The sequence below is a fragment of the Halorubrum sp. PV6 genome, from assembly GCF_003990725.2.
In the GTDB taxonomy this organism is placed as follows: Archaea; Halobacteriota; Halobacteria; order Halobacteriales; family Haloferacaceae; genus Halorubrum.
Window position 1 is genome coordinate 188,000 of sequence record NZ_CP030065.1, and the last position, 25,587, is coordinate 213,586.

A 25,587-nucleotide genomic window follows, 5' to 3' on the forward strand; every position below is an offset into this window, starting at 1 on the left:
TGGCTATGCCGATTCCACAGAGGCAACATTCCCCACCGTTCGGCGGGTACTCCGGTCTGTGCGCTCCTCTTTGGGACTTGCCCTCTCGGGAAAGTCTGGTGTCTCCGACCACTCGTGGTCGTCCCACTCAAGGCACACGGGCTGAGCCATCAGCCCCACGTCCGTACCAGTCTCGCGTTCGAGGAATAGCTGACTCGCCTTGAGATCAGCATGTCCCTCGAACCCACACACACAGCGGAACACGTCGCCGTTCCGCGCTGTCTCCTCACGCGCACCGCACTCTGGACACTCATGGGTTGTCCACGACTCAGACTCCTCTACGAACTCGATGCCGTACTCCTCACAGACAGACTCTAGCCGATTGATGAACCGCCGAAACGCCCAGAAGTTGTGCGTCTTCGCGTTCACCTCCGGCTTCCAATGCGTCGAGAGCACGTCTTTGAGATCACCAACATACACAGTCGACACGCCTTTCTCGTACAGCCGGTCGACGAGGTCACGAACCAGTGCGTCTTGTGCGTGATCGCGTCGGCCGTACTTCACCTTGGACAAGCGGTCGACTTGCGTACTCGACTGTTGTTGGTCGTCGAGCTTCGATTGGAGGTCCGCGATTCGTTCGGTCGTGTCGCGGAACTGGTCAAACGGACTCGAGCCATCGTACAGGTATTGGTCGCCGGTCGTGGTGGTGCAGGCGACGAGGTTGTTGGCACCGACATCCAGAGCGGCTGTGTCATCAGCCAGTGGAGTTGCCCGTGTGTCGTCAGGAATGGTCACGGGCTGCGAGGCTCTGAATGTGCCATCAGTTTCGTCGTACCACAGTTCTAACCGGCTTTGATCCTCGTAGTCAGGCCAGTTCGGCTCGCCGACGATCTCAAGCCGGAGGCGACCTTTCGGGCTGTTGTGTCTGTCTCGGAGGTCTTCCCCGACGAGGATCTCAAGTCGGGATCGTGTGCCCCACTCGACGCTGTATGCGTCTTTTCGGATGAGGCCCTTGAGGACACGCCCATCATCCTTGTTCCCACGGAATCCGGGCGGGGCAGGGTGCTCCGTGACCGAGTCGTTTGACTCATCGTCGAACTTCTTTTCGACTCTGAAGAACGACCGCCACGCCTCGCTGTTTTTCGAAATGATTTGTTGGGCAGTAGACCCACCAAGGACAGGTTTGTATTGTCCTTCGAGTGAACCGGTGTCAGCGTCCCAGACATCGCCTTCAAAATCATCTTCGTCATTGTACCGCATGAGACGCTCGTAGTTGACCTCGTTCCAGAGTGCAGCTGACGCATCCAACAAGTCCCGCAACACGCGCTCTCCGTCCTCGGAGTGCGGTCGCACGACGAACGTGTTGGTGCGCATCATCGCTATTGGGTACGTGAACCCACAAATACAAATAAATATGCTTGTTCTATTAGAGTATGCCGAACAATATTCACATCGAAGTAGGTGATGACAACCAGTTCGAGAGGATGAAGGAGCTGAAAGACAGGTACGGTTTGACGTGGAAGGGGCTGCTAGTGCAGGGAATGAAACGAGTGGAGGAGGGTGATCTGTAACATGGGACATCCAGCGGGCAAAATGCCGTGGATTGCTTTCCAGATGACGGATTCACCCCACGACTGAAGTCGTGGGCTCTCTCCTCTGTTCTCTGTAGTGGGGTCGGACTCTGGTCAGCTAAGCGGATAGCCCGACGCTTGGGAGGCAACATTTCAACAGCACTCCGCAATCCGCACGGTACCATTGTCGAGGTTGTACTGCCTCAACCGGAGTCAACAGAAGAAGTGTAGCGGCGCCGGTCACCGCACTCCAAGTCAGCCTCACAGAAGGCTATCTCATTTGATAACCTCGGCCGAAGATTAAATTGTCATGTGGGGTCAGAACGGCTTTGTTGAAATCCTCAGAAAGTGATATATTCTGCCCTAGTTGCGGTCAATACAGTGGGTGTCAACACCAAATTGGTCAATAAGCGTCGTTAAACTCCCGTTCACGACGCATCAGCTCCTCGACACCGTACTCGAGAATCCCCCGCCCCATTGCCGTCGGCCGATAGTACGTATAAAAACCTTGATTGTCAGCGGTCCGTCGCTGGCGCTTGTCGGCGAGCCCGACATCGACCAGTTCATCAAGATGGTAGTGGAAATTGTGGGATTCGACATCCACCGTGGCCTTGAGGTCGGCAGCACTCAGTTCGTCGTTGGCCACAAGCGTGCGGAGGATCCGGAACCGCGTCGGGTGGCCGATCGCCTGTTGCATCGCGAGATACTCCTCAAGCGTCAGCCCGCTGTCTTCGGGAAGCGGCGGGTCCGGTTGGCGAACGTCTTCTGTTGGCTGGCGATCGGTTTCGGACATTTGGGGCCCTTCGAGTGACGGTTAGGACGCTACGTACTTAGTCGTTCTCGACTAGAATATTCCTTAAAATACCGGTATTTATATACTACCGTTCCGAACCCACGAGTCGAATGCGGAAACGGATTATCGACAATCTCCCTCGCGCCGTCGGTGATTCAGATGCGCTTGTCCCTGTCCGACGCGAACAGTTTCTCGTCTATCTGATGGGCCCATACCGGACGTTCGACGCCGACGCGCTACTCCCGGCGGACGCCGATGTCAAAACCGATGCCCCATCGTTTGCGACGTGGGACGAGACCACCGGCGAGTACGCCGAAGACGATGTCTTGCGGCTCCTGCAGGAGGCGCGGGACTGCCTACGCGATCGCGGCTTCAATGCATTTCTGGCAATCGACGTGGGGATCCCGCTTGACGAGATGGATGCCGCCACACAAAGTATCGCCTTTGCGCAGGCGAGTAATGCAACAATCTTCATCGCCCCACAGGTCGGCGACAACCTCGGTGTCGGGATCGATATCGGGAGCGTTCTCGAGGATATTCTATCGACAACTGGAATGCAAGGGCCGGCAGCCGATGCAACGCCACCTACGCGTGCGCGACGGGTTATGGTCGCGACCGAACCATCAGTTCGAAGTGCGATGCTTGGCGCTGTGCACGCGCGCTGGGACGCCAGTGTCCGGACATTCACCGATACCGCGGACTGCTGTCGGCTCTGCGCACAGTTCTGTACCCACATTCAGAACGAGGAAATGTATGGCTCGCTTGATCGTCTGGACTGATTTCCTTGACCTCCTCCCGCGCCTAAAGTCGCGGTAATCCCACCATGGGATTTCAGGCCGAGCGCGGCCCTAAGGTTTCAAGACGCATACGTTTCAAGCGTCTCTTGCTGGGTGTCAGCATCGGCTTGGCTGTCTTGTGGGACGGTCAAACGTCCCCCTTCCTCAGCTGAGTCATCGCCACTCGTGTATTCTCTTGAGTGACTCTCTCCGCTGAGGTAGCGGTCTGCAATATTGAGCGCGGCGTTAACGTCTGCGTGGTACTTCGAAACCCAACACTCCGAGTTGGAACACGTGAACGTCGCCTGCGTCGGACGGTAGCCCTGTTCTCCGCAACAGTGGCACGTCTTCGAGGTGTACGCGGGATTCACCGTCTCCACACAAATCCCTTTCTCAGCCGTCTTGTAGCGAATCTGAGCGTGCATCTTCGCAAAGCCCCATCTGTGGAGGCGGCGGTTCATGAACGCGCCGTAGTCAATGTTCTCACGGATGTGCGTCAAGTCTTCCAGAACCAGTACGGGGTTCTCGAATTGGTCGGCGTAGGCGATTACCTCCGATGTGACCGTGTGAAGGATGTGATCAATGTGTCGCCACAACTCGTCGCCGTAGGATTCAGCAATACGTTCGCTTCCGCGTTTCTGAAGGCGTCGAGTCGCCGTGAAATACGTCTCACGGAGTTGTCGGACTCGCTTGCCTTCGTCGTTCCAGAGGTTGGGTGCAGTCGGGGAGCCGCGCTCGTCACGGTGACACACTGTTAACAAAGAGGCTTCCCCGATGTCTACCCCAATCGGCGTCTCCGCCGAACTGGTTTCTCGTTCCTCCACGTCCCGCGTAGCGACAATGTGGAAGTACCACTCTCCGTCACGGTTGAACAGCCGACATTCACCCATCTTCGCGTCTCCTGCGTGCAACGCTTCCAACCACTCCCGCTGTTCAGGATTCGGCTGTGCGGGCACCCAGAGGTGGTAGTCGTCGTGATGCGGGATTTTGACGTACCACTCGATTGCGTTCTGTGGTTTGTGATCGAGCTTCGGGCCTTCGTTCGTGAAGCGGACAGGGTGGTCGTCGTGAAGCTCTTTGGCGTCGTAGCTCCCGCCACAGAGTTGCGGGACGTACTTCTTGAGCGCGTTCTTCGCGTACCCACTTAGATCGTAGTTGACCACTACGTCGTTGGCCGCTGACTGTGTGGTGCAGTTGGCGGTGAATGCGGCTTCGAGCGCGTCTTGGTACGCCTGTTTCGTCTCACAGAGTTTTCGGTGCTTGTGGGCGTTCGGTTCCACAAGCTTCAGTTCCAACGTCTCGGTGAGTTCGGTCACTGTTCATCCTCCTCGTGACGCTGGATGTACTTCTCGATAGTTTCACTCGAAACGTGTCCCGCTGTTCCTGCGTAGTAGCCGCGTGCCCACTTGATTTTCTCGCCGTCGTGGTCGGCGTGTCGGTGGTTGTATTTCCGTGAACTGATGCCTTTGAACCAGTTGGCGAGAAGTGACGGGGCGTGTTTCGGCGGGCTACTGACGAACAGGTGGATGTGGTCGGGTTGGACGGTCAGGTCGATGATCTCCAACCCTTTCTCGTCGGCTATTTCGTGGAGGATGTCTCGCACACGGGTTGCAACGTCACCGACGAGTACCGATTGGCGGTACTTCGGTATCCACACTATGTGGTAGTTGAGGTTGTATGTTGCGTGCCGTGTGGTCTTCATCCGTACTACACACTATACCTCCGTGATGTGTTAAAACTATCGTACACAGTCGGAAATCCAGCCGTACTATCGTCGGTGAAGATGTACGCTATTGTTCGCTTGACCCGCGCCTGAAGACGCGGGTATGCGCTCGCACTATGTATCATCTCGCACACGGGGGGTACAACCCAGATATCTTTGTGGATTTCATATCGCACACGGGGTGTGAATACATCGATATCCGGCTTGATACCTGATCTACTCGTCAGGATTGACCGGCGATTTATATTTGGACTTCACTGATGTGCCCTCCCGCCACTGCCAGTAGTAGTAGCGGTTATCGTTGATCTCCTTGATCGTGATTGTGGCCTTCGACGGGACGTCGTCCGGAAGGTCATCCGGCCGCTCGTCGACCTCGTCGTCATCCGGCTCTTCGTCAACGTGGCCGCCGCGAGCTTTGTGCGCTGCCAACGCCTCGGCGTAGCGTGCGACGTATCGGAGCTGCTCGGGGGTGTAACTGTTGAGGGTATCGACCATCTCCGTCGAGAGGTCGGCCGGCGGCGTCGGTGGCTTGTCGGACATCAGCGATCGCCTCGTGTTAACCAACAAAGCGCGTACTATCATAGATTTGTTGGTTAACCAGACATCGAACCGCCACGGGTACGAGGATGTTGTAGAGGAATCCCTACACGAAACTGGAATCGGTCAGTATAGGTGACTCGCGTATCGCTCTAAGCACGGAATTACCAGCTATCTGCTCTGTTGAATCCGATGATTGCACGTGAATTACGGTCTCTGAAGGCGGATTTATCTCGCTCTTCGTCGGTAATGGTTGGACCGTTCTATCCAGTAATCTCGCTGTCTGCCAAGATCCATCTCAAAATTCTCTCAGCAGCAACTCTGAACCGAGCACAGAATATCTCGGTACTGATGCCTTCTGTGGATCAACAGAGTACTGTGAACTAAATAGGTGCTTTGTCCAGATATTTGCCCAAAATCGTACTGGTATCTACTATAAACGTAATCCGTTATGCGGGTTCGCTTTCCTCATTATAGATTTTCCAAGTGCCGCCGTCTGTTCGGAGCTGATAGACTACTGATCTCCTCAACTGTTCATCAGTTTCTATATTATTGGCGGATATTACTGCGTTTACGGTGGCTGTATCCTCGCTTTCTTCGGCAATCTCTAGAGACTCGATTGTTAGATTGAAAGATTCACTTTGTTCGGCCGCCTCCTCGGTGTATTCGCTAACATTTCCGTCAGGGTGGATGAGAGCGTTCGCCGCCTGTACTTCCCCGGAAAATGTCGCGGTTAAGTACGAGCGAACCGCTTCTTTCGGTGAGGCTTCTACGGTAGATTCGGATGTGGTTGGTTCGGCAGTACTACAGGAACTGTATCCCAGAACTGAGCTCTCGGAAGCGACTCCAAGCTGTTCAAGTCCACCAGCTAACTCACTACGTTCCATCTGTGGTGTATAGATCTCCCATGTATCTTCTCCTGAGGAGGTATTCAAAAAAACAAAAATTGCGTTCGGAAATGCCTGTCGTACTGTGGATTCAGAGGGTTCACTAGGTATTTGTACCCAGTTCTGAATATCACAAACAGGTCCACCATTCCAAGACACACTCATAATCCCGCGGGTCTCAAGATCAGCTTCTTGGGCTGATTCTTCGATAGTGTTCACATCTTCGGTTGAAATAAAAGCGGTATTCTGTGGAGTCGCAGGAGCGACCAAAATACGGGGAATGTCGGCATTAAACGTATTTCGGATTTCTGTAGGGGAGCTTCCATCCGAAAAGTGAGCGATTGTTCCAAGCCAAGGATTTGCGGCGGCGACCGGATTCTCTGGTGTGCCTTCATCACTACCTCCCGAGCTGTCTGGTGATCCGCCGTTAACACCCAAGCTACTGCACCCTGCGAATCCACTAATTGTAGCTACCCCAGCAGTAGCCAGTAGTTGTCGCCGTTTGTACATAGCGTGAAGTTGAAAGTTAAAACAAAAAAATTGTTGTGGTATTTTCTACATTATGCGTGCCCTGTGTTTTGTACGGAGATGTATTGGCCTAGGGCTAATATGAACCCTTGTAGTCAATAAGCACGCAGGCTTTCACGGCTGATCCACCCACAAGAACGCGAAATAAATCACCGAGCCGGGATTGCCACACCACCATCAGTGAATAGAAAACTATTCTAGAATAGAACGCACGGTCAGATGCCGTCCGGACGGGGAGCGTTCTCGTACTTGACCATCTTCTCGGGCTTGTCAGTGATGGTGTCGTAGATCTGCTGGAGCGTGTCCTCTGCTGCGAGGAGGTTATGATCGTCGAGGAACGCCCGGCCGTCCTCCGTGAGCCCATAGAACTTTCTCGGGTAGCCCTGACGGCGCTGGTCGTCGTCTAGGGCGACCTCCTTCACGATGCCCTTATCGATCAACTTCTGGATGTGTTTGTAGACGGTGGCGTCGCTCACGCTGGGGTTGAGCTCCTCGAGCTCATACATCGAGGGGAGCTGGTCAGGATGCTGGAGGATGTTGTTAATCAGCGCGAACCGCGTCTGCTGGGTGACAAAGTGGACGAGCTCCCGTGATTCCGTCCCCTCAGTTGTCCCCGTTTCTGTACTCATACAACATGATACACGTCCTAGCGACAAGTAGTTTACTCTTGGGTAAATCACTCTGGAGTAAATTACATCCAACTAAGCTAGTGAGTTACTCCATAAATCATATCGCACGACGCTGAGGAGTGTCATATATGCCCGACGAGGAACCGACGGTCCCTGAAGAAGTCCTCACCAGTGCGAAAGATCAACTCGACGACGAAGCGATCTCGCTGGCGGACAACGAAGAGATCCTCCACGCCCTGAGCGAACTGACCCCCGTCTACGAAAATGAGCGCTCGTACTTCGTGCTGGGCAACTACGACCGGGAGCCGATTCGACGGCTGAACCTCGTGGTCGACCGGCTCAACCGCCGGCAGGACGCCTACGCGTTCCGAATGGTCGACATCCGTGGCGAGTGGGACAACAGCATCCAGAAGTTCTGCCTGATTGCCGATATCGTCACCTACCTCATTGGCGTCGCCGAGAAGGATCCGAGTGACTTCCTCGTCGAGCAGGGGCTCCTCGTCGGCACGACGGAGTTTTTCGCGAAGAGCCACGTCCTCAAGCGGGTGTATGAGGACGAAGAACACCCCTTCGGCTGGATGCAGGACGGCGTCTTCGAGCTGTTCGAGCAGGAGGGGCGGCTGTATCGCTGGCAGACCGAGGAGGAACTCGTCGACGTGACAGACGACCTCCCGTGACGGCAGTGGAACCGTAACTGTCCGCGTTAACCAACGTGGATATGTTGGTTAACCGGAATCAACCGCATCGGCCGGGAGTCTGCCATCCGGTCGCGGGACTCGCCCACGCTTGATTTCGTGATCGACGCGACGGAGGTGCTTACATCCGCCGGCGGGGGAGCGCTGCTGCCAGTCTGGACAGGTACAGGATTCGCCGACAATGTCGACTTCGTAGCTGTTTCCGGACGCCGACTGTACCTCGTACCGACCGCCCTTCTCCAGCAACGAAACCGACATCTCCTCGGTGACCGCGCGACGGGTACGGGATTCGAGATCGTCGACCTGCCCACCGTTCGCTGAAGCGATCATCCGATCGCGAACGTCGCCTGTACAGCCACCATCCGGCGCGACGGCGTCAGGCCCGTGAACTCGCTCCTGAAGGAGGTTCTCGACCGGATGCCCCTGTGGCCACAGAAAGTGGACTTCACGCCGCTCGTGATGGTCGTACGACCCGCAGTCGACAGCGCTCCCGGTCCAGGCCCGCCAAGCCCCAAGCGCACTCATTACGTCGACGATGAGGCGTGGAACTGACTCGTGCTCGATGGGGTAGAAGATCCGAAAGCGCGTACACTCCTCCTGCGGAGGGACTGTCGTCCACCACTCGACGTCGGTGTGCCAGCTCTCGAACATCGCCGTATCCTGCCCGTATCCGACGGTCACATTATCGATTCGCGGGAGTGTACTGTCTGGATCAGGCGGGCCCTCTTCGAGCAGTTTCAGCACCGCGTACCGCAGATACTCGTGGGCTGTATTCTCGGTCGAATGGGCGACTTGGTCGTGGTGGGTTGCGATCTGTTCTGCTTCCTCAAGAACGGCGGGGAGGTATCTATCGGTCATCGGTCGTGGTCTCCGGTGAGTGCCTCCGCCCCTCTGCGGGCACTGAAAGACGTAACCAACAAAATTTGGATGCCTTCTGCGCCAGTGTTGGTTAACGTGGCTTCGCATGCGGTAATCGGACTACCACTGGCGAGAGTCGGGCGGTTTTTGTATAGTGTTGGGCCTTCGCTCAACGCATCATTTTGCTCGCCAGAAAAATGGCAAGCCGGTCGGACCGCTGGTCACCGAACAGCCTTCTTGATCCGTTCGATGAGAGTTTCGTACTGTTTCGGGCCGACGTCCTTCTCAACGTAGTCAGTCACGTCGTCGAGGATTGCCTGCTTGGCTACCTCCTCGCTGCCCCGTCCAGTGTACAAAATAAAGGGCAGCGCCGGATTGCGGTCTCGGACAGCGTTGAGAAACTCGATACCGTCCATACCCGGCATCTTGTAGTCGCTGACGATACAGTCGATTTGCTCGACGTGAGGGTGTTCAGAGAGACGTTCGAGCGCTGCTAGGGGGCTCGTCGCTTCGGTTATCGAGAGTCGGTCTGACTGTTCGCTCAAGAAGACGCGGGTCATCTCGAGGCTCTGTTCGTCATCGTCGACGAGTAGTAACTCGATGGGACCGCTCCCGTCCGACACCGACCCGAGCGCATCGACCGCGAGCAGGTCAGCGCGAAGGTACCGGCCAAAGAGGTTCAGTAGGCGAAACGACGGAAACTGAACGCTGATCCGTTCGGTCCGGTCCGGCGCGTTCAGATACAACACGACTACCGGTGCATCGGCTCCCGAGAGGCTAAACCGAGCGATATCGTCTCGGTCAACGGTAATCCGATCGCCGCCGTCTGTCGGTTTGAGTCGTATCGCTGTGGCTGAGACGGCGAGTCGACAGGATCGTCTGTCGTCAGTTTGGTCGTCCACACGCCGGTGGGAGACAGACACTTGTACGTCGACGAGCAGTTGTTTGAAAAGCAGACGCTGGAACTTCACGAGCGTCGCCGCGTCAGCCCGCATGGCGAGTGTCTCGCGTCGGTTTCCGCTGTCGAACGCCAGCGTGACAGTCTCCGTCGAGTCGGCAGCGGCGGCCATCGATACATCTCGTACAATATCGAAAACCTCGTCCATGTCGATCCGGCGCGCTACGTCTCCGGTCTGGATGCGAATCTGTGTAGGCGTCATCGCGATACGCCCACGACTCGGCGTACCGCTTGTCGACCGACTGAGGTTGACCACGGCGCCGAACTCGGCTGTGATCGAATCTGTCAACGGTTGGCTATTACCAGAATGTCTTATAAATCTTTGCCAATTTTATATTTGAATAACACTTTAGACAATAATATCGTTGATATTCGAGGGTTGTTGTATTGATAGTCAGGTTGGCCGAGATCTCGTGTGAAAACTACATCCAAAACAATATGTCATATCATAAAATTTTTAAGTCACAGAGAATCGAGGAGAAAGCCTCGCGCTTCAGCGCAGGGATGAATCCGACACTACCCGTCACAATCCACCGCTCGATGGCACAGTTGGATATTCCACGGTGAGCAAATACACACCTTCAAGTTAGTTTGACTACATAGATTACATATGGCGAAACAGGTCGTTACCCGAACCTATACTGCTTCCATACAGAACCAGTCTCGGGTGCAAGGCGACCTTGATTCGCTCGGATTCGCAGCCAGTAAGCTCTGGAACGTCGGACGGTGGACATGTAGCCGGATCTGGGATGAAATCGATCACATCCCGAAGCATAACGAACTCACCACGTACCTCAAAACCCACGACCGCTATGCTGACCTGCACTCGCAGTCAAGTCAGCGAGTCCTCCAAGAACTCGCTGAAGCGTTCAACGGCTGGTACGGCAAACGACGTAACGGAGACACGAGAGCGAACCCGCCCGGCTACCGTAAACACGGCGACGAACACCCGCGTTCCACAGTCACGTTCAAAGCCGCTGGCTTCAAACTCGACACCCAGTACAACCGCGTCCGACTCTCAAAAGGATCGAACCTGAAAGAGTACTGGTCGGATTTTATCCTGTGTAAGTACCAAACCCGCCCCGACGTTGACCTCTCCGCCGTGGAGAACGTCCAACAAGCCAAGATTGTGTGGACGGGCGACGAATGGGAACTACACTTCGTCTGTAAGGTCGAGATCGACGTGAATGAAGCCCCCGGTGAGAAGACGGTGGGTGTTGATCTCGGTATTAACAACTTTGCCGCGCTCGCGTATGAAGACGGCCACAGCGAGCTGTACCCGCTGAACTGCTTGAAGCAGGACGACTACTACTTCAGCAAGCGAATTGCTCGGTGTGACGACTCAAACTCCAATCAGGCCACCCGGCTGAACCAGAAGAAGTCGGCCCGCCGTACCCACTACTTCCACACACTCTCGACACATATCGTCCAGCGGTGTGTTGACGAAGAAGTTGGTACTATCGTGGTGGGAAATCTCTCCGGCATCCGTGAAGATGAGGACAACGGCGAGTCAAAGGATTGGGACAAGCACGGGAATCTTGATCTGCACTCGTGGGCGTTCGACCGGTTCACAGACCTTCTCGAATACAAAGCCGAAACGGAAGGTATCACGGTTGAACAAGTGTCTGAACGGGATACCTCGAAGTTGTGTTCATCCTGTGGTCGGAAGCGTGGCGCAAACCGTGTTGAACGCGGACTGTATGTCTGCGATGAGTGCGGGACAGTGGCGAACGCGGACGTGAACGGGGCTGAGAACATTCGGCAGAAAGTATCTCCGAGTTCACCGAATCTCTCGGTGAATAGGAGTAACGGCTGGTTGGCACAGCCATCGACGTTCTTGTTTGACAAGGAAACTGGCGCATTCGCGCCTCAAGAACAGGCCACGTCGTAAACCACAATATCCCAACCCAGCGGTGCGGTGCCGTGGGAATCCTCGCGCTTCAGCGCGGGGAGGATGTCAAGGCGGAAATGTGGTGTGGGGGGGTTCCGTCTCACCCCAGATCCGGGTGGTTCCCCGATCGGCACTCTCAACGTCCAATTGACCTCCCATCGTGCCGCCGGTGATTCTCAATCTCGAGATCTCGACACCGCGCTCGGCTGACGACGCTGCGCCCACGTGAGTTCCTCGCTGAGGAGGTAGAGTTCTCTTCAGAGGAGGCCGAGACCAACGTCGAAGCCCTCCCGATGCCAGACCCCTTCGACGACCGCGCAGTCGAAGAGTTTTCCTCAATATTAACCAACGCCTCACGCTTGACAGCAATTTTGTTGGTTAACTGTCTCGCTTCCCGATGTCGATTGGGTCCGTGCTCGTCGTGGTCGTAGTACGTCCGTAGCCGGTCTATGACCGCTCCGAGCAGCACCACGGACCACTCGCGCGTCGACAGTCTGCCGCCCGCGCTCCTTCCTTTCGACACGATGCGTCGACCGGATCACTACGGTGGAGCGCTCTTCACGTACGCGTCGGTCGGGGTCGTGGCAACCGCCCTCGGCGGCGTCGAGTTGGCGGTCGCCGGTGACGCCGTCGCGATCGGTGTGTTCGGGTTCGTCGTCGGTGGGGTGTCGAAGAAGCGTGAGCCGGGACCGATCACGCTGTCCTCATCGACTGTGAGCACGTCGAGCTCGACGAGCGGGCCGAGATGGTACCGCTTGAGGCTGTGGTACATCTCGGTTGCATCGCTCCGTGGCACTTCGACCGCCCGCTCTTGTTGCTGGTAGGCGACGACGTGTGATACCCGAAGAGAACTGTAGCTTGCTTCTCAATCAACTAGCTCACAACGGCCTCAGCTTAGGTGGGTAACCTGTGAGGAGAGGTATTCTTGGAGGGCGATGACTGTTTCTTCCGAGACAGCGGAGGCCCCGAAATCACTCCGAAATCCGTGTTTGAGTTCATCGCTTTCTAAGATCTCTAGTCCACGCTCAAGTTGCTCTCTGAGTGCATTATCATCCCCTCGCTGCAAGTGTGCCGTGACAGCGTCGAGGTCAATTTCTTCGGCCACTGCGAGGACATCTCGGAGATCTGTTTCACGAGCGCTGTGGAGTTTTGCTGCGATGAGGACTGCTCCATCGATAACTCTGGCAGTCGTCGTCGCCGTTCCGCCGCTCACTTCCTGCTCGTGGCTGTGATCGTAGAGATAACTGAACGACCACTGTGCCTCTGTCTGGCGACACCCGAGCCCGTTCACTAGCAGGTCGAAGCCAATTGGCTGTTGCGGTGTGAGCCGTTTTTCGTACTCGATCACTTCGGTGTCGTAGAACCACTCCTTGGCGTGGTTGTCCATTTCCTCGAAGTCCCGCCGTTCAAGAAACTCGACGAACTCGGACTTTGAGTCTGGTGCGACGACGATATCGAGATCTGTAGAGAAGCGAGCATTGAACGCTGAGACTGCGTAGCCGCCAACGAGGACGCATTTGTGACCCTTCTGCGTGAGCTCCTCAAGTAGTTCGATGAGTGCATCACTTCGGTTGGTGAAGCTCATGTTCGAGCTCGTTCTGTTGCTCGATACGTGACATCGAGGTTGAGGTCCTCGTACATCCGGTTGAGCATCGCCAGCGCTGACTGGAACTGGGCATAGTTCTCGTGCATATACTCGATGGTCTCAGTCCGTGGAATTACCGGGTATCCCTCGACATGCTCAATATCGAGCGAGGCGCGTGGCTCAAGGACGATCTGCAGTGCCCCGTCCAGCTCGTCGCGGGGCTGTCGCTCAAATACGGTGGGAAGGCCGAACGAGTCAAAAAACGCTTCCCACGCGTCGACATCTTGCTCACGAACAGCGAGGAACAGTGGATAGTCATCTGGGTTCCGCCCGACTTGGTAGCCGCCTTGAGTCCACACGTAGACGGCGTCGATCCGCGTAAACGCGAACGGCCACTCACCAAACTGTGGAATGACGTAGGCCTCGTCGATGGAGGGGAAACTGACACCGGCGCTCGCAGCAACGAGTTCGCGCGCCGCGTCGCGGACGCGCTCGTCGACGACGGTGAGGCCGTCATCATACGAAACATAGCCTGCATCTTCCAGCTGATTGACGGCCTGTCTCACCGTCTCGTACGGTATGTGGAGGCGTTGAGAGACACGGCGGATTGAGTCGCCATTCTGGATGGCAAGGAGAGTCTGGGCCGCCGTGTTGTTTAATACCTCATACATCTTATAGTTACCAATAATCCGGTAACAGTTAAAAATCTTTCTTGATTGATAGTGAAGCCACTCGCTCCATTCGTCTCAAAAGCCGTCGTGAACCTACCAGAAACACGCAGAGCGGGGGAACTGCTTCGTGGCCAGTCCGGGAGCCTCCCGCTTCGATGAGGCCACGTATGGGAACCAACGACGAGCCTCTGTGAGCTCTCAGAGCGGTCGCAATCCCTGAGCGGATCTGTTCGAGCTGCTGAGGGGCTGTGTCTTGCTGTGTGGAGAGCATTGATCGGAGTCCCGGCGGCTGATCCGCCGGCTCCGACGGGAGCGACTGGAGAAGCGCAAGCCGGTCGACGCGATCGAAGCTCGTCGGCGTCGTGTCAGCGGCTGTAAGCAGTTCTTCTGCAACCGTCTCTGGATCGACGAATTCAAACGCATTCTGCGGCCGTGCACGCTCTCGAAGCCGCCGTTGCAGGTTCCGTCGGTGGAGTTCGGTCGGTGCCAACACGAGTTCTGTCGGCGTCGCTGTGCGGTCAGCACGCTCGAGGAGTCGTTCTGCCTCGCCGCAGTAGGTCGAGATTTGCGAGGCAACGTCTTGTGCAGTCGTGTGGAGGTGGGGTGTAGACATCAGCGAGATCGGAACTTTGGGTACGACAGGGTGGATGTAAGTCTCTCGCCCCGGAGCAAAAGTGGACGAGCGATCTGTCGGGCCATTCGACCAGTGTCGGGCGAGTTGAGGGGTCTCACGAAAGAGGGACCATCTGGAAAGCGTCGGTGAAGCGTGGGCCCCGCATTAGCCCACTCGCTGTCTCGTCGATGACGTCGGCCTCATCGAGTTCGGCGATCGTCGCGAGAATCGTCTCAGTGCACGTGGCGTCCGTCTCTACGGCGGCGGGAGTGCCGTGATCGAACGCGGTGACGAACTGTGCCACCTGCTCGTGGCTCACAGGTTCTTCGAGCGTGGTGAGAAGCGTGAGAATCCGCCAAGCGTTCTGCTGGGCAGCAAGCCTGAACAGTTCTAGTTCGTACACTGAGGGAGTCGCGTCGGGCATGGCTGGTCGCCTATTTTCCCCCTCACAAACGGCCCACTGCACGGTTGTCACGGGTTCACGGCCGACGGTTCGCCAGCTATTCTCCTCATATCGGAGTTCCATCAGCCACCAACCCTCGTTGTCATCACGAGGTTCAAATCGGAGCCTCTGGGGTGGCCCTTGCTCGGGGATATAACTGACCGAAAAGGGCGAGAGAGCAGACGAAGATGCTGTCTTGATGGGCACAGCCATATTCTAGGGTTGATAAGGGTTATATATAAAAAGAACGTTTCAGAGACTTTTATTCATAAAATTCTGAGGAGAAATTAGAATTGAATCAACCGCCCGGCACCGACATTTTGAACGGAGATTTGGAATCGCCTTCCAATTAGATGAATGCCACTCGACGGAGTCGGTCTCGCTGCCGACGGGGCAGGTGCAGGGGCTGTCCTCGGAAGCGTCGAAGACGACGCCGCAGCCGAGACAGAAGTTGTCGACGTTGGGGGAGTGGTCGCCGTGCAGGAAGGCGAACGCCTCGCCGGGGTCGACGGTCTCGGTCCGGCCGTAGGCCTCGGCATACTGCATCCCGTCCGGGGTGGTCCGGCAGACGCCGTCGCTGCCGATCACGAGGTAGAGGTCGCCGACCCGCAGGTGGTAGCTGCGGCCTTGGGGCGTGTCGTCGACGCGGCGGCACTCGCCGGGGTCGAGGTCGAGATCGTCGATGGCGCGGTGGTGGTCGTCGTGGCGCGGTTCGAATCGGTCAGCGTCGGTGGGTGTGTCTGCGAACATAGCTGTCTCTCGGGCGACCGTTCCTATTTTCGGCAGTAAACAGCAGTCGCTCTCGTAAATTGAGAGGTGCTGTGTGTCGCTGGGCTTGACACTGAATCTTTACTGCTATTGTTTTTCGTCTCTGTCGTGGTGACAGCGGGCGCTATGAAGCACGACCCGCCACCAGCAGTCACCCTCTTTTCGTTAGACTGTCCGAGATACGCTACAGGAGCGTCACCGAACACGAGACGCGGGCCAGCGGAACGGCTAGCTGGCACGATTTCAGAGTCCCCCGTGTAGGAGGACGTGAAACCGTGATCCAGCGAGGCCGAACTGCTGAAGAACACGCGAGCCACGTTGACTGCACCAACGTAGTCCCGGTCGGCTTGGAAGCCACAGCGGGTGTTGTCACACCGGAAGTGACCGCCCCACCAAACCTCGAATGCGTGGTCGGGAGACTTCGTGGTATGGCCCGTGGAACCGCACCGTGGACACGACCGAGACGTGTTACCCGGATGCACTTTCTCCACGTGTAGTCCGGCGATGTCCGCTCGATACTCGATTTTCGATATAATTTCTCGGCGTGCCCAAGACGACAATTCCCACGAGAGTTGGCCTTCACCACGAGGCGGTGACAGACTCCGCAAGTCTTCGTGAACAATCGCATCCACGTCATACACCAACGCGAGTGCGAGGACTTGGTTGGCTACATCGTGAACGAGTTGATCGCGCTTGTGCCGAATCTTGTTGTTGACTCGCTCGTACTCTGCCTGAACGTGCCTGAACGAGTCTGTGTGGTCACGCCCTTCTCGACGTAGATATGCTAACTTGGAGTTGAGTTGATTGCGTTCCCGACCAAGCCGTTTCATCCGTTCGCGCTCTGTATTCTGGATGAAGTACGGGACAGAGAGTTGTTCTCCATTCTTGTTCACAACAACGGCGGTAGCGTCTTTTCGGAGCCCACCATCAATCGCTAAGATAGTTTCCACGTCGTCTGGTTTTTCTTGGTGTTCAACTTCGATGGGGAACGAGAGTTCGTAGTAGTTGTCTCCGGTTTTCGTCTGTGTCGGGTGGAAGGAGGGCGCGGAGAGACTCCCGTGTTCGAGGAGTTCATGGAACGCTTCGTAACCTTCCAGTTCGTGTTCTGTCCACGTCCAACCACCACGAGTCTCAGGTTCGGGCGTATCGGGCGTTTTGAGTTTGACCGTGAGTGTCTGCGTGTCTTCGTCGTACTCGTATTTGACCGCCTGCCCGCTCGTCGGGCCGTCGTCTGCGGAGTACGGAAGGACGCCTTTCGAGTACGATGGACAGTCCTGCATCTCAAAGTACGACTCAGGGAATCGACCGTGTTTGTCGTAGTAGGAATTGAGTTGCCCGATGAGCAGGTCAACGTACCCAGATTTGATGTATTCCTCTGCGTTCCACAGCTGTTCTTTGATTCGCCGGGTATGGATGCGGCGAATTTTGTGGTCAGGGAGGACACCTTGGATTGACTGGAAGGCTTCGCGTTTGTCGGCGTGACTGCGAAGTGTCTCACCGACTGTCTGCATCACACAGCGTTTGTACCGTGACGGGAGGTACAGATCAACGTCAGCGAACGCTTCGCCCTCGTCGAAGTATTTCCACGCTTGATACGAGTAATCGGAAACCCCGGTGAGGTGTTCGGGCGTCCAGTATCGCTGGATAAGCGTATTTGCTACGCTCTTTGTGAGTGTGTCTAATCGAGCGTGGCGTTCTTTCTCTTCGAACGGGAGTCGGATCGGGAGTGCGAGGTGACTACTCATTGATTTCCACCTCCGCTTCCACGCTTTCGACTATCCGCTTGCGTTTTGAGGAGCGCATCCCGTACAGTTTGCCTGCGAAACTGGCAACGAGTTGTAGGAGGTCGTCAACGAGTTCTTCGTGTGCAGTCTTGTCAGTTTCCTCGTTGATGACCGTGATTTCGACGTCATACTGGTCGAGGAGGCGTTCGAGGTAGGAGAATCCGAATCGGGTTAGGCGGTCTTGGTAGGTGACGAGGACGCGCCCGTAGTCGGCGTTCTCAGCATCGTCTAAGAGTTTGTTCAGTCCACGACGGTTCTCGTTGAGACCACTCCCTACATCGGAGTATTTGTTTTCAATACTCCAACCGTGGTTGTGTGCGTACTCAGTAAGCGATTCGAGTTGTCGGTCGAGGTCGCCATCTTGTTTCTGAGCGTGGCCTGAAACGCGCGCATAAATGGCGACTTTATCGCTTCTCCGCGACGGTTTTCCCACGAGCCGTTGAAGCTCAGTGTGTGGAATCCGTCGGTGTCCACCGGGGGTTCGGGAATACTGGATTTGGTCTTCACGACACCACTTTTTGACGGTTTCACGGTGGACTCCAAGTTCGTCTGCGAACTCTCCGACGGAGTACACCTTTGTCATTACTGTTATTTACTGCTATTCACTACTTAACAATTCTGATTTTTGTAACAGTTACGCAACCCCCTCGGGAAGCCCTCGTCTCCGGCTGGGGGGTACAATGTTGACCTCCGTCGACCGGCCCGTCCCGGGGAGTGCGGGAGCGGGAGTCGCCCCCGTCGCGGTGGCGGGAGCCGAGGCCGCGGCCCGCTGGAGACTGGGTCCGTGGGCGCAACGCGTGTGGAGCGAAGCGACCGCGTGATGCGTCCGCGTGGTCTGGCCGCGGCCGATAGCGGTGGTGGTGGCGGTCACGGTGCTGTTGCGGGCACGACCTTCTGCGGCAGGGCGGCGACGGGACGTCGGCGAGAGAGGCAACCGTCCCGCAGATGGTCTTAGTCCAGCCCCGACGGTTGGGGAGGTGGCCGACGTCCCGTCGACGGTCGTGACCCGACGAGTCGAGGCGTCCTCCCCAGCGCAAAAAAAGAGGCGACCGGCTGAACATCCTCACCCGGCGACGTAGACGTCTTCGAAGCCGCAGTCGGGACAGTCCACCTCGTAGTCGGGAGCTTGCTGTTCGTCGGTAGTGATGTCGAGCAGTGTGTCGCAGTCGGGACACGGGAGATCGAGACTGCCGACCGGCGTCGGGTCGGCGATGTCGATCGTGTCGTCGTCGGTGCTGTCCATGGTTAGAGTGCCTCAGTGTCGACGGAGAGGTCGTCAGGAGAGAGGCCGGGGTCGTCGACGAGGTCGCCGACGAGCTCGGCAGCCGCCTCGATCGCCTCCTTGACGTCGAACCCGAGCGTGGCCTCGATGACCTCGCCGTTGTGGACGACCGTCGCGACGACCGGCTGCTGGGTGTAGACGATCAGGTCTTCCTCGAGTGACTGGTACGGGCCCGTGGAGACGAACTGACGGGCGCAGTCGAGCGAGCAGAAACCGACCGTCCCGTAGTCGGTGACCATCCCGCGAACGTCACAGCCGAGAAGCAGGTTCAGCTGGTCGTCGACGTCGTCGTGGCAGTCCTCGCAGGCGCATTCCTGATCGTCGTCAAGTGTAGTTGTAAGGTCGAACTCGGACTGAGGCGTCGAACCGCGAAGTGTTTCGGACATTGCTGTTGGTCGGGCCGCCCCCTCGGGGGAAAGCCCTCGTCTCCGGAGGAGAGGAACAATGTTGCCGACGCTGGCTGTCGAGCCATGGGGAGAGGTGGCGTTCGAGCGGTCAAGCGTCCGTAGCCGGTCCATGCCGCCCCGAGCTGTGCTGTCCATGTTGTTCTCCGTCTCGATAGTCCACTCACCACTCTTTCCATCCTCACAACGAACAGTCGCCCCTAGGAGGACACCGATACCGACGGTTGTCCCATGGGGGGCACCGAGAAGACTGTCCGTCATAGGGGACACCCAGAGAGACACCCGTAGGAAGAGGAAGACACCGGACCCCGGAGTGCCGCTGTAAACGAGAGACAGAGAGACAAGCAATATGTACACACCACGTTTCCGCCGCAAGTCGTGGATAGAATGCCTAGAACGAGAGTGTAGAGGGAAATAGCCGAAAGAAGACAGACGCAACCACCTCCTACAACCCACTGCCAGTCCCACGGGATCAGTATCACCGGGGATTCACAGAGAGTCAGTTTGTGTCAACTCCACTTCCCTCGCGTTGGGCTGTCGTCCCAGCGCAAAAAAAGAGGCTTCTCGACTGGCTCTACTGCATCGCCTTTGCTGCGATGACGACGACAAGAGCGAGGAATCCGGCAGGGTACATCAGAACGAACCCGACCAGCGCCACCATCTCGAACACCGGATGGAGGACATACCCGAGGAACGCTGCCACCGTCACGCCGGTGAGCCAGAAGAAGCCGTACACCACGACCGTCAGGAAGGTGGGCGTCGGGAGAAGCAGTTGCCGAACCACCTGCCAGTGGGCGGCCTCCGTGTCGAAGCGGTCGAGCAGTCCGTCTTCGCTGTCCTCGTCTTCGTCGTCGTCGAAGTCGGGAGACAGTTGCTCGGTGTCGAGCCGGGGATGTGCCATCAGGCGACCTCCTCGGTGGCGACGATCTCGCCGTCCTCCCAGTCGACGAAGAACTCGGCCCCGCACGAGCAGACGTACTCTGCTCGCGTGCCGTTCTGGTCGAGGAGGTCCACCTCGGTGAGCTGGTGGGTCATCGCCGGGAGCGGCTGGTTGTGACAGGTAGTTCTGACACAGTCCGTCTGGAAGTCGGCAGTGTGGTCGATGTCGATGCTGCTGTCGAAGCTGCGAGTGTTGCTACTCATGGTCGGTAGTCAGGCCACCCCCTCTGGGGGAAACCCTCGTCTCCGGATGAGGGGAATAATGTTGATCTCGTCCATCGGCCGAAGGAGATGTATGGCGTCTGTGGTCCCGGTCGGAGTGTGGTCGCTGGCCCACCGTTCGCTGGCCGTCTCGATCGGCGTCGGCGACGTCGTCGATCTGGCCGTCACCCTCGTTAGTACATTGTGCTAACGAGTGGTGAGATGGAGGTGTGTTGTGGTCTCGAGATCGGTGGTGATCTGGTGGTGTCTGAGCGGGTCGATCTGGGTGTCGAGATCGGTGCCGATAGCCGCCGGGATTCGACCGTCGGTAACTGGTGGATTCAGGGGTGGATTTGCTTTGTCTGCACTACGGTTGTGTTGTGGTGGCTTGGTGGCGCAAAAAATAACCCGGACGACCAGCCGTATTGGGTCCGTTTTGGGGAGTGGTCAGAGGTTCCTTCGACGGCAGTCTGGACAGGCGACTTCACCGCCGCCGAGACGGGTGGCGTCAGCGCTGTCACAGTAGTCGCAGCCGTCCGATGCATCTGCCGTGTCGGTCATGACGATGATAGCGAAGACAAGGACGATTGCGAGGCCGATCGTGAACAGGACAGCGATGCCGAACAGGACGAGTGCGAAGAGTGAATTCATGAGTGGAAACCTCACCGCTGGCAGGCCCCAATAATGCAACCGTTCGGGTGGGGTCCTGCCGATGCTTCGCCGGGGGGAGATGGCGGTCTGTCTCACCGTGTTGCGACAGAGCGAGGCCCCCTCGCCAGAGGGGGGGACTCGTGGACAGCCGAGGGTACATCATAATACTGAGAGGTTTCGGTCTGAGACGCGGGGCGGTCGCTGTCCCCGAGGGGCGGCTGGTGCCGAGAGAGTTGGCGAGAATCGTCGCGGGGACACCCGTCCTCGAGGTGGGACGAGTTCCGAGTCGAGATCGGGGTGGTACCGTCACCGGTCGGTCGCCGTCTGGCTGGCAGTCCCGGCGTGGTGTCTCGCCGTGGCTGTGACCCAGCCGTGAGAGGGGTCGCCGTCGCCGATGTGGCGGTAGTCAGTTTTCTGAGAGGTCTGTCTCGCTGTGGATCAGATCGGTTGGTCTCGTCAGTCCGGGTATCCGGTTCGAAGCGGCGTCGTGTCGTCGCGACGGTGGTGCCGAAGTGGGTGGTGACGACCGTCACCGAGAGGCAGGTCGATACCCTGTTGGTGAGGAGTGCCGGTCGGCGTCGACGAGTCGGTCGTGGCCGGTCGCCACGGCAGTGTTGATCGTCGAGTTGAGTCGGTCGCCGACGTCGGAGGTGAGGTCTCGCCGAGTGGTGCAGCCGTCCCCCACGGCGTCTGGTCCGGTGGTGTCTGCCAGCCGGATGGCGGCTGAACATCGCGGCCGACTGCCGGTAGATGTCTCGGAAAAGTGATACTGGTTGTGGAGTCGTGAATCGACGGTGAGATGGATCGAGATGTGACCGTCTAGAAGAGGTGACCGGATGTGGTGTCGCGTCGACGTCGACGGCGTCGTCCCGCCGAGGGTGGAGCGTGCCGAGTGGTGTGTGGCCGCCGGCCAGCTGGAGGCATCCTGTGTCGTCTCGGTGACGCCGATCGGAGTCGTGGGTGTTCCCGTCTGTCGGGTCCGACTGACCCTCGAGAAGTTCGGGATGGTCTGTGCCTCAGTACTCTGAGAAGTTGTGTGGAAGAACGGATGTGGTCTGAGGCGGTCAGTAGTTGCGACCGCCGTCTAGTTGGGTGTGGTGTGAGAGGCTGGATGCCGAGTGAGGTCCATGCTGATCGGGCTGGTCCTGTTCCCTCTTTCCCCCTGCCTCCTGTGTCTCTAGATACCCAGTCCCCTTCAGGGGACAACTGGGGTGATCGGTGTAGCTTGCTGTATCATTTTCTTTACTCTTGGCCTTCTGGCCTGAACACCCCCACCCAACGGGGGTATATCGTACCTTTTCAACACGCACCGGCTCAAATTCGGGGGCTTCAGCAACCGTGAAATTAAGTCCAAAACGTGAAACCGCTGAAACGGCAATATACACAGGGCTGAGGTATGCGAGCCAGTCATATTCTGTCTGAAGTAGATGAACGGGTCTCTACCCCCTGACCGGCCTTCACGTCTTGCGGTTTTTGAGAGTGGTCAAGGGGGGTGGTACAGATCGGCCTATAGACGCCCTAAATCCCACCCCGTCTAGTTATTTTCATTCTATAACCCCGAGTTGTCCAGAATATTATGCTTAAAGGTGAAATAAAGTCATATTCTATTTCTTTTGTACCCCTGACCAGCCTCCAAGTCTTGCGGTTTTCGAGAGTGGTCAAGGGGTCTAATCATCTGTTCCAGAACCCCTTGACCACCCATTACGTCCTATTATTTTCGTGGTTTTGAATATTCTCATATTTCTGTCCAAACAATTCGAAATAATCGTGTTTAGAGAGAAATCCCAGTAGAAGGTGGTTTTCGGAGAAAATGGGCCATTCTGCGATTTGCTCCGGACCCCCTTGACCGGCCTTCACGTCTTGCGGTTTTCGAGAGTGGTCAAGGGGGGGTGATCGGGGTGATTGTAGGGGCGTGTAGGTGCTAGAAAACGGCTGGATCCATTGAGGGCCAGAAAGGCGGTTAGAATGGGTTGAGTGGCTTCGAGTATTGGACCGGTATGATACTGGCTTGGAGTTCGTTCAGGACAAGATAGTGAGCGGAGATCGGCAAGATATTTACTGGAATCTCGTGTCAGAATAGGACGTCAATTGCCGGTGTTAGAACTATCTGTTTTCGTATGAATTGGCAAAAATACCGCAATCAGAATCGTCGGGACTGGAAATGGAGACCGGGTGCGTGTTACTCGTCTTCGGTGAACTTCCCCTCGAGATCAGCGAGGTTTTCGGCCTTGTCTCCAAGCTCGATTCCGAACCAGACTGTCTTGCGAGGCCTGTCCTCAAATCGGGGCCGACCCTCCTTTAGTTCGACATCGACCTGTGCTTTCAGCGGCTGGGTGAACGCCCCCGGCGGGAGTTCTCTCAAGTCCACATCATCGACCGACCTATCAGGATCGTTACGTACATAGCGGAGGTTGATCTGCGCCCACGCATTGAACGCATCACGGAGCTCTGCCTTCGGGACGAACATCGTCTCGTCGGTGTCGGTTGTGATCTCGCCGTCCTCGGTGTTAGTGTAGCGACGCAGGAATTGCTTCAGTGGATCCGGTGCGTTGTCTCCAGTGAGGAACTGCCCGTACCGGCGGTGGACACTGTCGAAAGCGATCGCCTCTGTGTCGACGTCGGGCGACTCGTTGCCGTCGCCATCATCACCGCTTCCTTTACCCGACCGGTTACTATCGGCGAGCCGCGCTGGCATGTATCCTGTCGTGTCTTCAATATCTTTGAGAACTGGGAAGTAGACATCATCCGGGAGCTTCAGGGCGCGCTTGCCCGCCGTGTTACTCCCCCCGGAGTCGCCGTTCGATTCGTCGTCATCGCCGTCGGAATCTTCCTCCGAACTGCCGAATTCTTCGAGGTCGTCAGGCTCGCAATAATCGTTCTCGATCGCGTATCCCACAAGCCCCTTCAGGGGGATGGGCGTGTGCTCTGGGACGAGGTTGTTCTGGCGAGCGTAGGTCCACAGATGGAGGTATTCTAAATCATCGAGTTTCTGACCACTTGCCGAATGTTTGGGGTCGCGTTTCCCCATGTCACAGAGCGCGAAATGCTGGAAGTTGTAGAGGGCATTCCGCTTGTGGCAGTAGGCAGTTTCGTCGTCGATCACGACGAAGTAATTCTCCGATTCACCGAAGTGTCCGAAGGGGTTTGTTCCGCGCGAGCCGGGCGTGAGTCCAAGGTCGCGCAAGTCGAGTGTCCAGAGGGGGTTGTGGCTCCCTGTGAGTTCGCGATAGTCACCCTCCTCGACCCGGGCTTCAATCTCCTGTGGGTCGATGTCCATCGTGGTGCTGGCGTCGTTCACAAGCCCCCCAATGTTGCCCGTCGCGGCGGGGTGTTGTGACGGGTGGATCGTGGGGATGAATCCGAACAGTGAGAGGGGTGGGTAAACGGTGTTCGCTTCGGGCATCGGCTGGACCGTATTGCCCTCCGTGCGAAGCGTCTCGAGATCGGTGACTGGCCACCGGTGAGACGCGGCGATTTCATCCCGGTCTGCGTCGGGGTCAAACGGGATGATATGCGGGTCGTAAATCGGGAGGTCTGCGGCCATGCCATCCGGGGTGATTGCCCCCACCGTTTGCGGGAGGTCATTGGCCGTCGGGAACCCGAGTGTGTCCGGGGCAATTCCGGTCGGGTACTCACCCACTGGGTCGGCCCGATCAGCGAGCGTCTGCATCCACGCAGGGGCCGTGGCCGGTCCATCACTCCCGTCGTCGGCGGGCGTCGGGCCATTCCCCATTGTGAGTCGGAGCGCCCACTCAGCCGGTGGCGTGAGCGCGAGCCAGCCCTCTTGGAGGAAGTCATCAAGGTCGCGCTTCTCATCGCCAAACTGCGGTAGCTCTAAGAGCCACACGTTCGTCCCGCCGTAGTCTGTGTGGTCAAGTTCGTCGTCGGGCGTCAGCGCCGTCTGTCCGTCTGCGTCGGCGCTCTTAGCGGTCTCGTCTGTCTCGGTGTCGACGTCGATCATACCGAGCCGTGTCGCGACTTCCTCCCAGAGCTCGTGATCGTCTTCGACGGGGTCGGCGTCGCCCTCGAGGACTTCCTCGCGGTAGACGTCGGCCGCGGCTTGGACCGTCCCGGTGAAGGTGTCGTCCGGCGACGGCGTATGCGTGTCCAGCACCCGGCCCATGTTCACGGCGCTATCCACGCCCGGCCCGTGCTGGTGGAGTTCGATAACCTCGCTGATGGGGCCTTTCGCCCGGAACTCACCGTCTGTTTCCAACAGGTGAACCGGAACTTCCTCGGCGGTGACGGGCGTTTTCTCCTCTGCGTCGACGTCGGCGTCGGCGGGCGGCGCGACGCGAATGTCCTGATCGTCGAGTTTGTCCTGCAGTGTTCCGTCGCGAGCGGCTTCAACGACCAGCTTCCGGGTGAACATCTCGTCGCCGGGAAACTCGCCGGTACAGAACAACTCGCGAAGAGCCATGT

26 protein-coding genes are annotated in these 25,587 nt (G+C 57.3%); 6 read left to right on the forward strand and 20 right to left on the reverse strand.

What is annotated here, in order from left to right; all coding sequences use genetic code 11:
* Nucleotides 1-3 precede the first annotated feature (3 nt).
* Nucleotides 4-1,356 carry an RNA-guided endonuclease TnpB family protein gene (locus tag DOS48_RS28675; RefSeq protein WP_168654451.1) on the reverse strand — a complete coding sequence of 451 codons (1,353 nt, stop codon included), beginning with the start codon at nt 1,354-1,356 and terminating at the stop codon, nt 4-6.
* Between the two features lie 56 nt (nt 1,357-1,412).
* Here DOS48_RS28675 and DOS48_RS28680 point away from each other — a divergent pair, with 56 nt between their 5' ends.
* Nucleotides 1,413-1,550, forward strand: a complete 138-nt coding sequence (locus DOS48_RS28680; protein WP_168654453.1) for a hypothetical protein — start codon at nt 1,413-1,415, stop codon at nt 1,548-1,550.
* 403 nt (nt 1,551-1,953) lie between these two features.
* Here DOS48_RS28680 and DOS48_RS28685 read toward each other — a convergent pair whose 3' ends face one another.
* Nucleotides 1,954-2,343 (reverse strand): helix-turn-helix domain-containing protein, encoded by a 390-nt coding sequence (locus DOS48_RS28685; protein ID WP_168654454.1) that lies wholly within the window; start codon nt 2,341-2,343, stop codon nt 1,954-1,956.
* A 110-nt stretch (nt 2,344-2,453) separates the two neighbouring features.
* Here DOS48_RS28685 and DOS48_RS28690 point away from each other — a divergent pair, with 110 nt between their 5' ends.
* Entirely contained in the window at nt 2,454-3,122 is a 669-nt protein-coding gene (locus DOS48_RS28690) for a hypothetical protein (protein ID WP_168654456.1), read from the forward strand.
* 77 nt (nt 3,123-3,199) lie between these two features.
* Here DOS48_RS28690 and DOS48_RS28695 read toward each other — a convergent pair whose 3' ends face one another.
* The 5 genes from DOS48_RS28695 to DOS48_RS28715 all read right to left on the reverse strand — a co-directional run bounded on the left by DOS48_RS28695 (nt 3,200) and on the right by DOS48_RS28715 (nt 7,423).
* Nucleotides 3,200-4,435, reverse strand: coding sequence for an RNA-guided endonuclease TnpB family protein (locus DOS48_RS28695; RefSeq protein WP_168654458.1), 1,236 nt, complete (start codon nt 4,433-4,435; stop codon nt 3,200-3,202).
* Entirely contained in the window at nt 4,432-4,821 is a 390-nt protein-coding gene (tnpA, locus tag DOS48_RS28700) for an IS200/IS605 family transposase (protein WP_168654459.1), read from the reverse strand. Before tnpA ends, DOS48_RS28695 begins: the two co-directional genes overlap by 4 nt.
* 237 nt (nt 4,822-5,058) lie before the next feature.
* Nucleotides 5,059-5,382 (reverse strand): hypothetical protein, encoded by a 324-nt coding sequence (locus DOS48_RS28705; protein ID WP_168654460.1) that lies wholly within the window; start codon nt 5,380-5,382, stop codon nt 5,059-5,061.
* Between the two features lie 446 nt (nt 5,383-5,828).
* Complete coding sequence (locus DOS48_RS28710) at nt 5,829-6,776, reverse strand: hypothetical protein (RefSeq protein ID WP_168654462.1); 948 nt, start codon at nt 6,774-6,776, stop codon at nt 5,829-5,831.
* Between the two features lie 233 nt (nt 6,777-7,009).
* The gene (locus DOS48_RS28715) at nt 7,010-7,423 is read right to left on the reverse strand and encodes a PadR family transcriptional regulator (protein WP_168654463.1); all 414 of its coding nucleotides are present in this window, start codon (nt 7,421-7,423) and stop codon (nt 7,010-7,012) included.
* Nucleotides 7,424-7,551: 128 nt separating this feature from the next.
* Between DOS48_RS28715 and DOS48_RS28720 the strand changes: the two genes are divergently transcribed.
* Nucleotides 7,552-8,100: a hypothetical protein gene (locus tag DOS48_RS28720; RefSeq protein WP_168654464.1), complete on the forward strand. Its 549-nt coding sequence runs from the start codon at nt 7,552-7,554 to the stop codon at nt 8,098-8,100.
* Between the two features lie 48 nt (nt 8,101-8,148).
* On the opposite strand, the gene DOS48_RS28725 is transcribed toward DOS48_RS28720, so the two are convergent.
* Nucleotides 8,149-8,976 (reverse strand): hypothetical protein, encoded by an 828-nt coding sequence (locus tag DOS48_RS28725; protein ID WP_168654465.1) that lies wholly within the window; start codon nt 8,974-8,976, stop codon nt 8,149-8,151.
* Between the two features lie 221 nt (nt 8,977-9,197).
* Nucleotides 9,198-10,223, reverse strand: a complete 1,026-nt coding sequence (locus DOS48_RS28730; protein ID WP_168654466.1) for a response regulator — start codon at nt 10,221-10,223, stop codon at nt 9,198-9,200.
* A gap of 321 nt (nt 10,224-10,544) precedes the next feature.
* Here DOS48_RS28730 and DOS48_RS28735 point away from each other — a divergent pair, with 321 nt between their 5' ends.
* Complete coding sequence (locus DOS48_RS28735; protein ID WP_168654467.1) at nt 10,545-11,825, forward strand: RNA-guided endonuclease TnpB family protein; 1,281 nt, start codon at nt 10,545-10,547, stop codon at nt 11,823-11,825.
* A gap of 449 nt (nt 11,826-12,274) precedes the next feature.
* Nucleotides 12,275-12,649: a hypothetical protein gene (locus DOS48_RS28740; protein ID WP_168654468.1), complete on the forward strand. Its 375-nt coding sequence runs from the start codon at nt 12,275-12,277 to the stop codon at nt 12,647-12,649.
* Between the two features lie 65 nt (nt 12,650-12,714).
* Here the strand turns inward: DOS48_RS28740 and DOS48_RS28745 are convergent, their stop codons facing one another.
* The 10 genes from DOS48_RS28745 to DOS48_RS28790 all read right to left on the reverse strand — a co-directional run bounded on the left by DOS48_RS28745 (nt 12,715) and on the right by DOS48_RS28790 (nt 20,517).
* Complete coding sequence (locus tag DOS48_RS28745) at nt 12,715-13,410, reverse strand: nucleotidyltransferase family protein (RefSeq protein WP_168654469.1); 696 nt, start codon at nt 13,408-13,410, stop codon at nt 12,715-12,717.
* Nucleotides 13,407-14,081 carry a helix-turn-helix domain-containing protein gene (locus tag DOS48_RS28750; protein ID WP_168654470.1) on the reverse strand — a complete coding sequence of 225 codons (675 nt, stop codon included), beginning with the start codon at nt 14,079-14,081 and terminating at the stop codon, nt 13,407-13,409. Before DOS48_RS28750 ends, DOS48_RS28745 begins: the two co-directional genes overlap by 4 nt.
* A gap of 728 nt (nt 14,082-14,809) precedes the next feature.
* Nucleotides 14,810-15,118, reverse strand: a complete 309-nt coding sequence (locus DOS48_RS28755; protein WP_168654471.1) for a hypothetical protein — start codon at nt 15,116-15,118, stop codon at nt 14,810-14,812.
* A 270-nt stretch (nt 15,119-15,388) separates the two neighbouring features.
* Nucleotides 15,389-15,886 carry a hypothetical protein gene (locus DOS48_RS28760; protein WP_168654472.1) on the reverse strand — a complete coding sequence of 166 codons (498 nt, stop codon included), beginning with the start codon at nt 15,884-15,886 and terminating at the stop codon, nt 15,389-15,391.
* 23 nt (nt 15,887-15,909) lie between these two features.
* Entirely contained in the window at nt 15,910-17,649 is a 1,740-nt protein-coding gene (locus DOS48_RS28765; RefSeq protein WP_244629411.1) for a transposase, read from the reverse strand.
* On the reverse strand, nt 17,642-18,271 hold the full coding sequence (locus DOS48_RS28770) for an IS607 family transposase (protein WP_168654473.1): 630 nt from the start codon (nt 18,269-18,271) through the stop codon (nt 17,642-17,644). The genes DOS48_RS28765 and DOS48_RS28770 overlap by 8 nt, the downstream gene beginning before the upstream one ends.
* Nucleotides 18,272-18,751: 480 nt before the next feature.
* Nucleotides 18,752-18,931, reverse strand: coding sequence for a hypothetical protein (locus DOS48_RS28775; RefSeq protein ID WP_168654474.1), 180 nt, complete (start codon nt 18,929-18,931; stop codon nt 18,752-18,754).
* A 2-nt stretch (nt 18,932-18,933) separates the two neighbouring features.
* On the reverse strand, nt 18,934-19,356 hold the full coding sequence (locus DOS48_RS28780) for a hypothetical protein (protein WP_168654475.1): 423 nt from the start codon (nt 19,354-19,356) through the stop codon (nt 18,934-18,936).
* 592 nt (nt 19,357-19,948) lie between these two features.
* The gene (locus DOS48_RS28785) at nt 19,949-20,275 is read right to left on the reverse strand and encodes a hypothetical protein (protein WP_168654477.1); all 327 of its coding nucleotides are present in this window, start codon (nt 20,273-20,275) and stop codon (nt 19,949-19,951) included.
* Entirely contained in the window at nt 20,275-20,517 is a 243-nt protein-coding gene (locus DOS48_RS28790) for a hypothetical protein (protein ID WP_168654478.1), read from the reverse strand. The genes DOS48_RS28785 and DOS48_RS28790 overlap by 1 nt, the downstream gene beginning before the upstream one ends.
* 219 nt (nt 20,518-20,736) lie before the next feature.
* On the opposite strand from DOS48_RS28790, the gene DOS48_RS28795 reads away from it, so the two are divergent.
* Nucleotides 20,737-21,159: a hypothetical protein gene (locus tag DOS48_RS28795; RefSeq protein WP_168654480.1), complete on the forward strand. Its 423-nt coding sequence runs from the start codon at nt 20,737-20,739 to the stop codon at nt 21,157-21,159.
* Nucleotides 21,160-23,344: 2,185 nt separating this feature from the next.
* Here the strand turns inward: DOS48_RS28795 and DOS48_RS29500 are convergent.
* Nucleotides 23,345-25,585, reverse strand: a complete 2,241-nt coding sequence (locus DOS48_RS29500) for a hypothetical protein (protein WP_244629412.1) — start codon at nt 25,583-25,585, stop codon at nt 23,345-23,347.
* Nucleotides 25,586-25,587 lie beyond the last annotated feature (2 nt).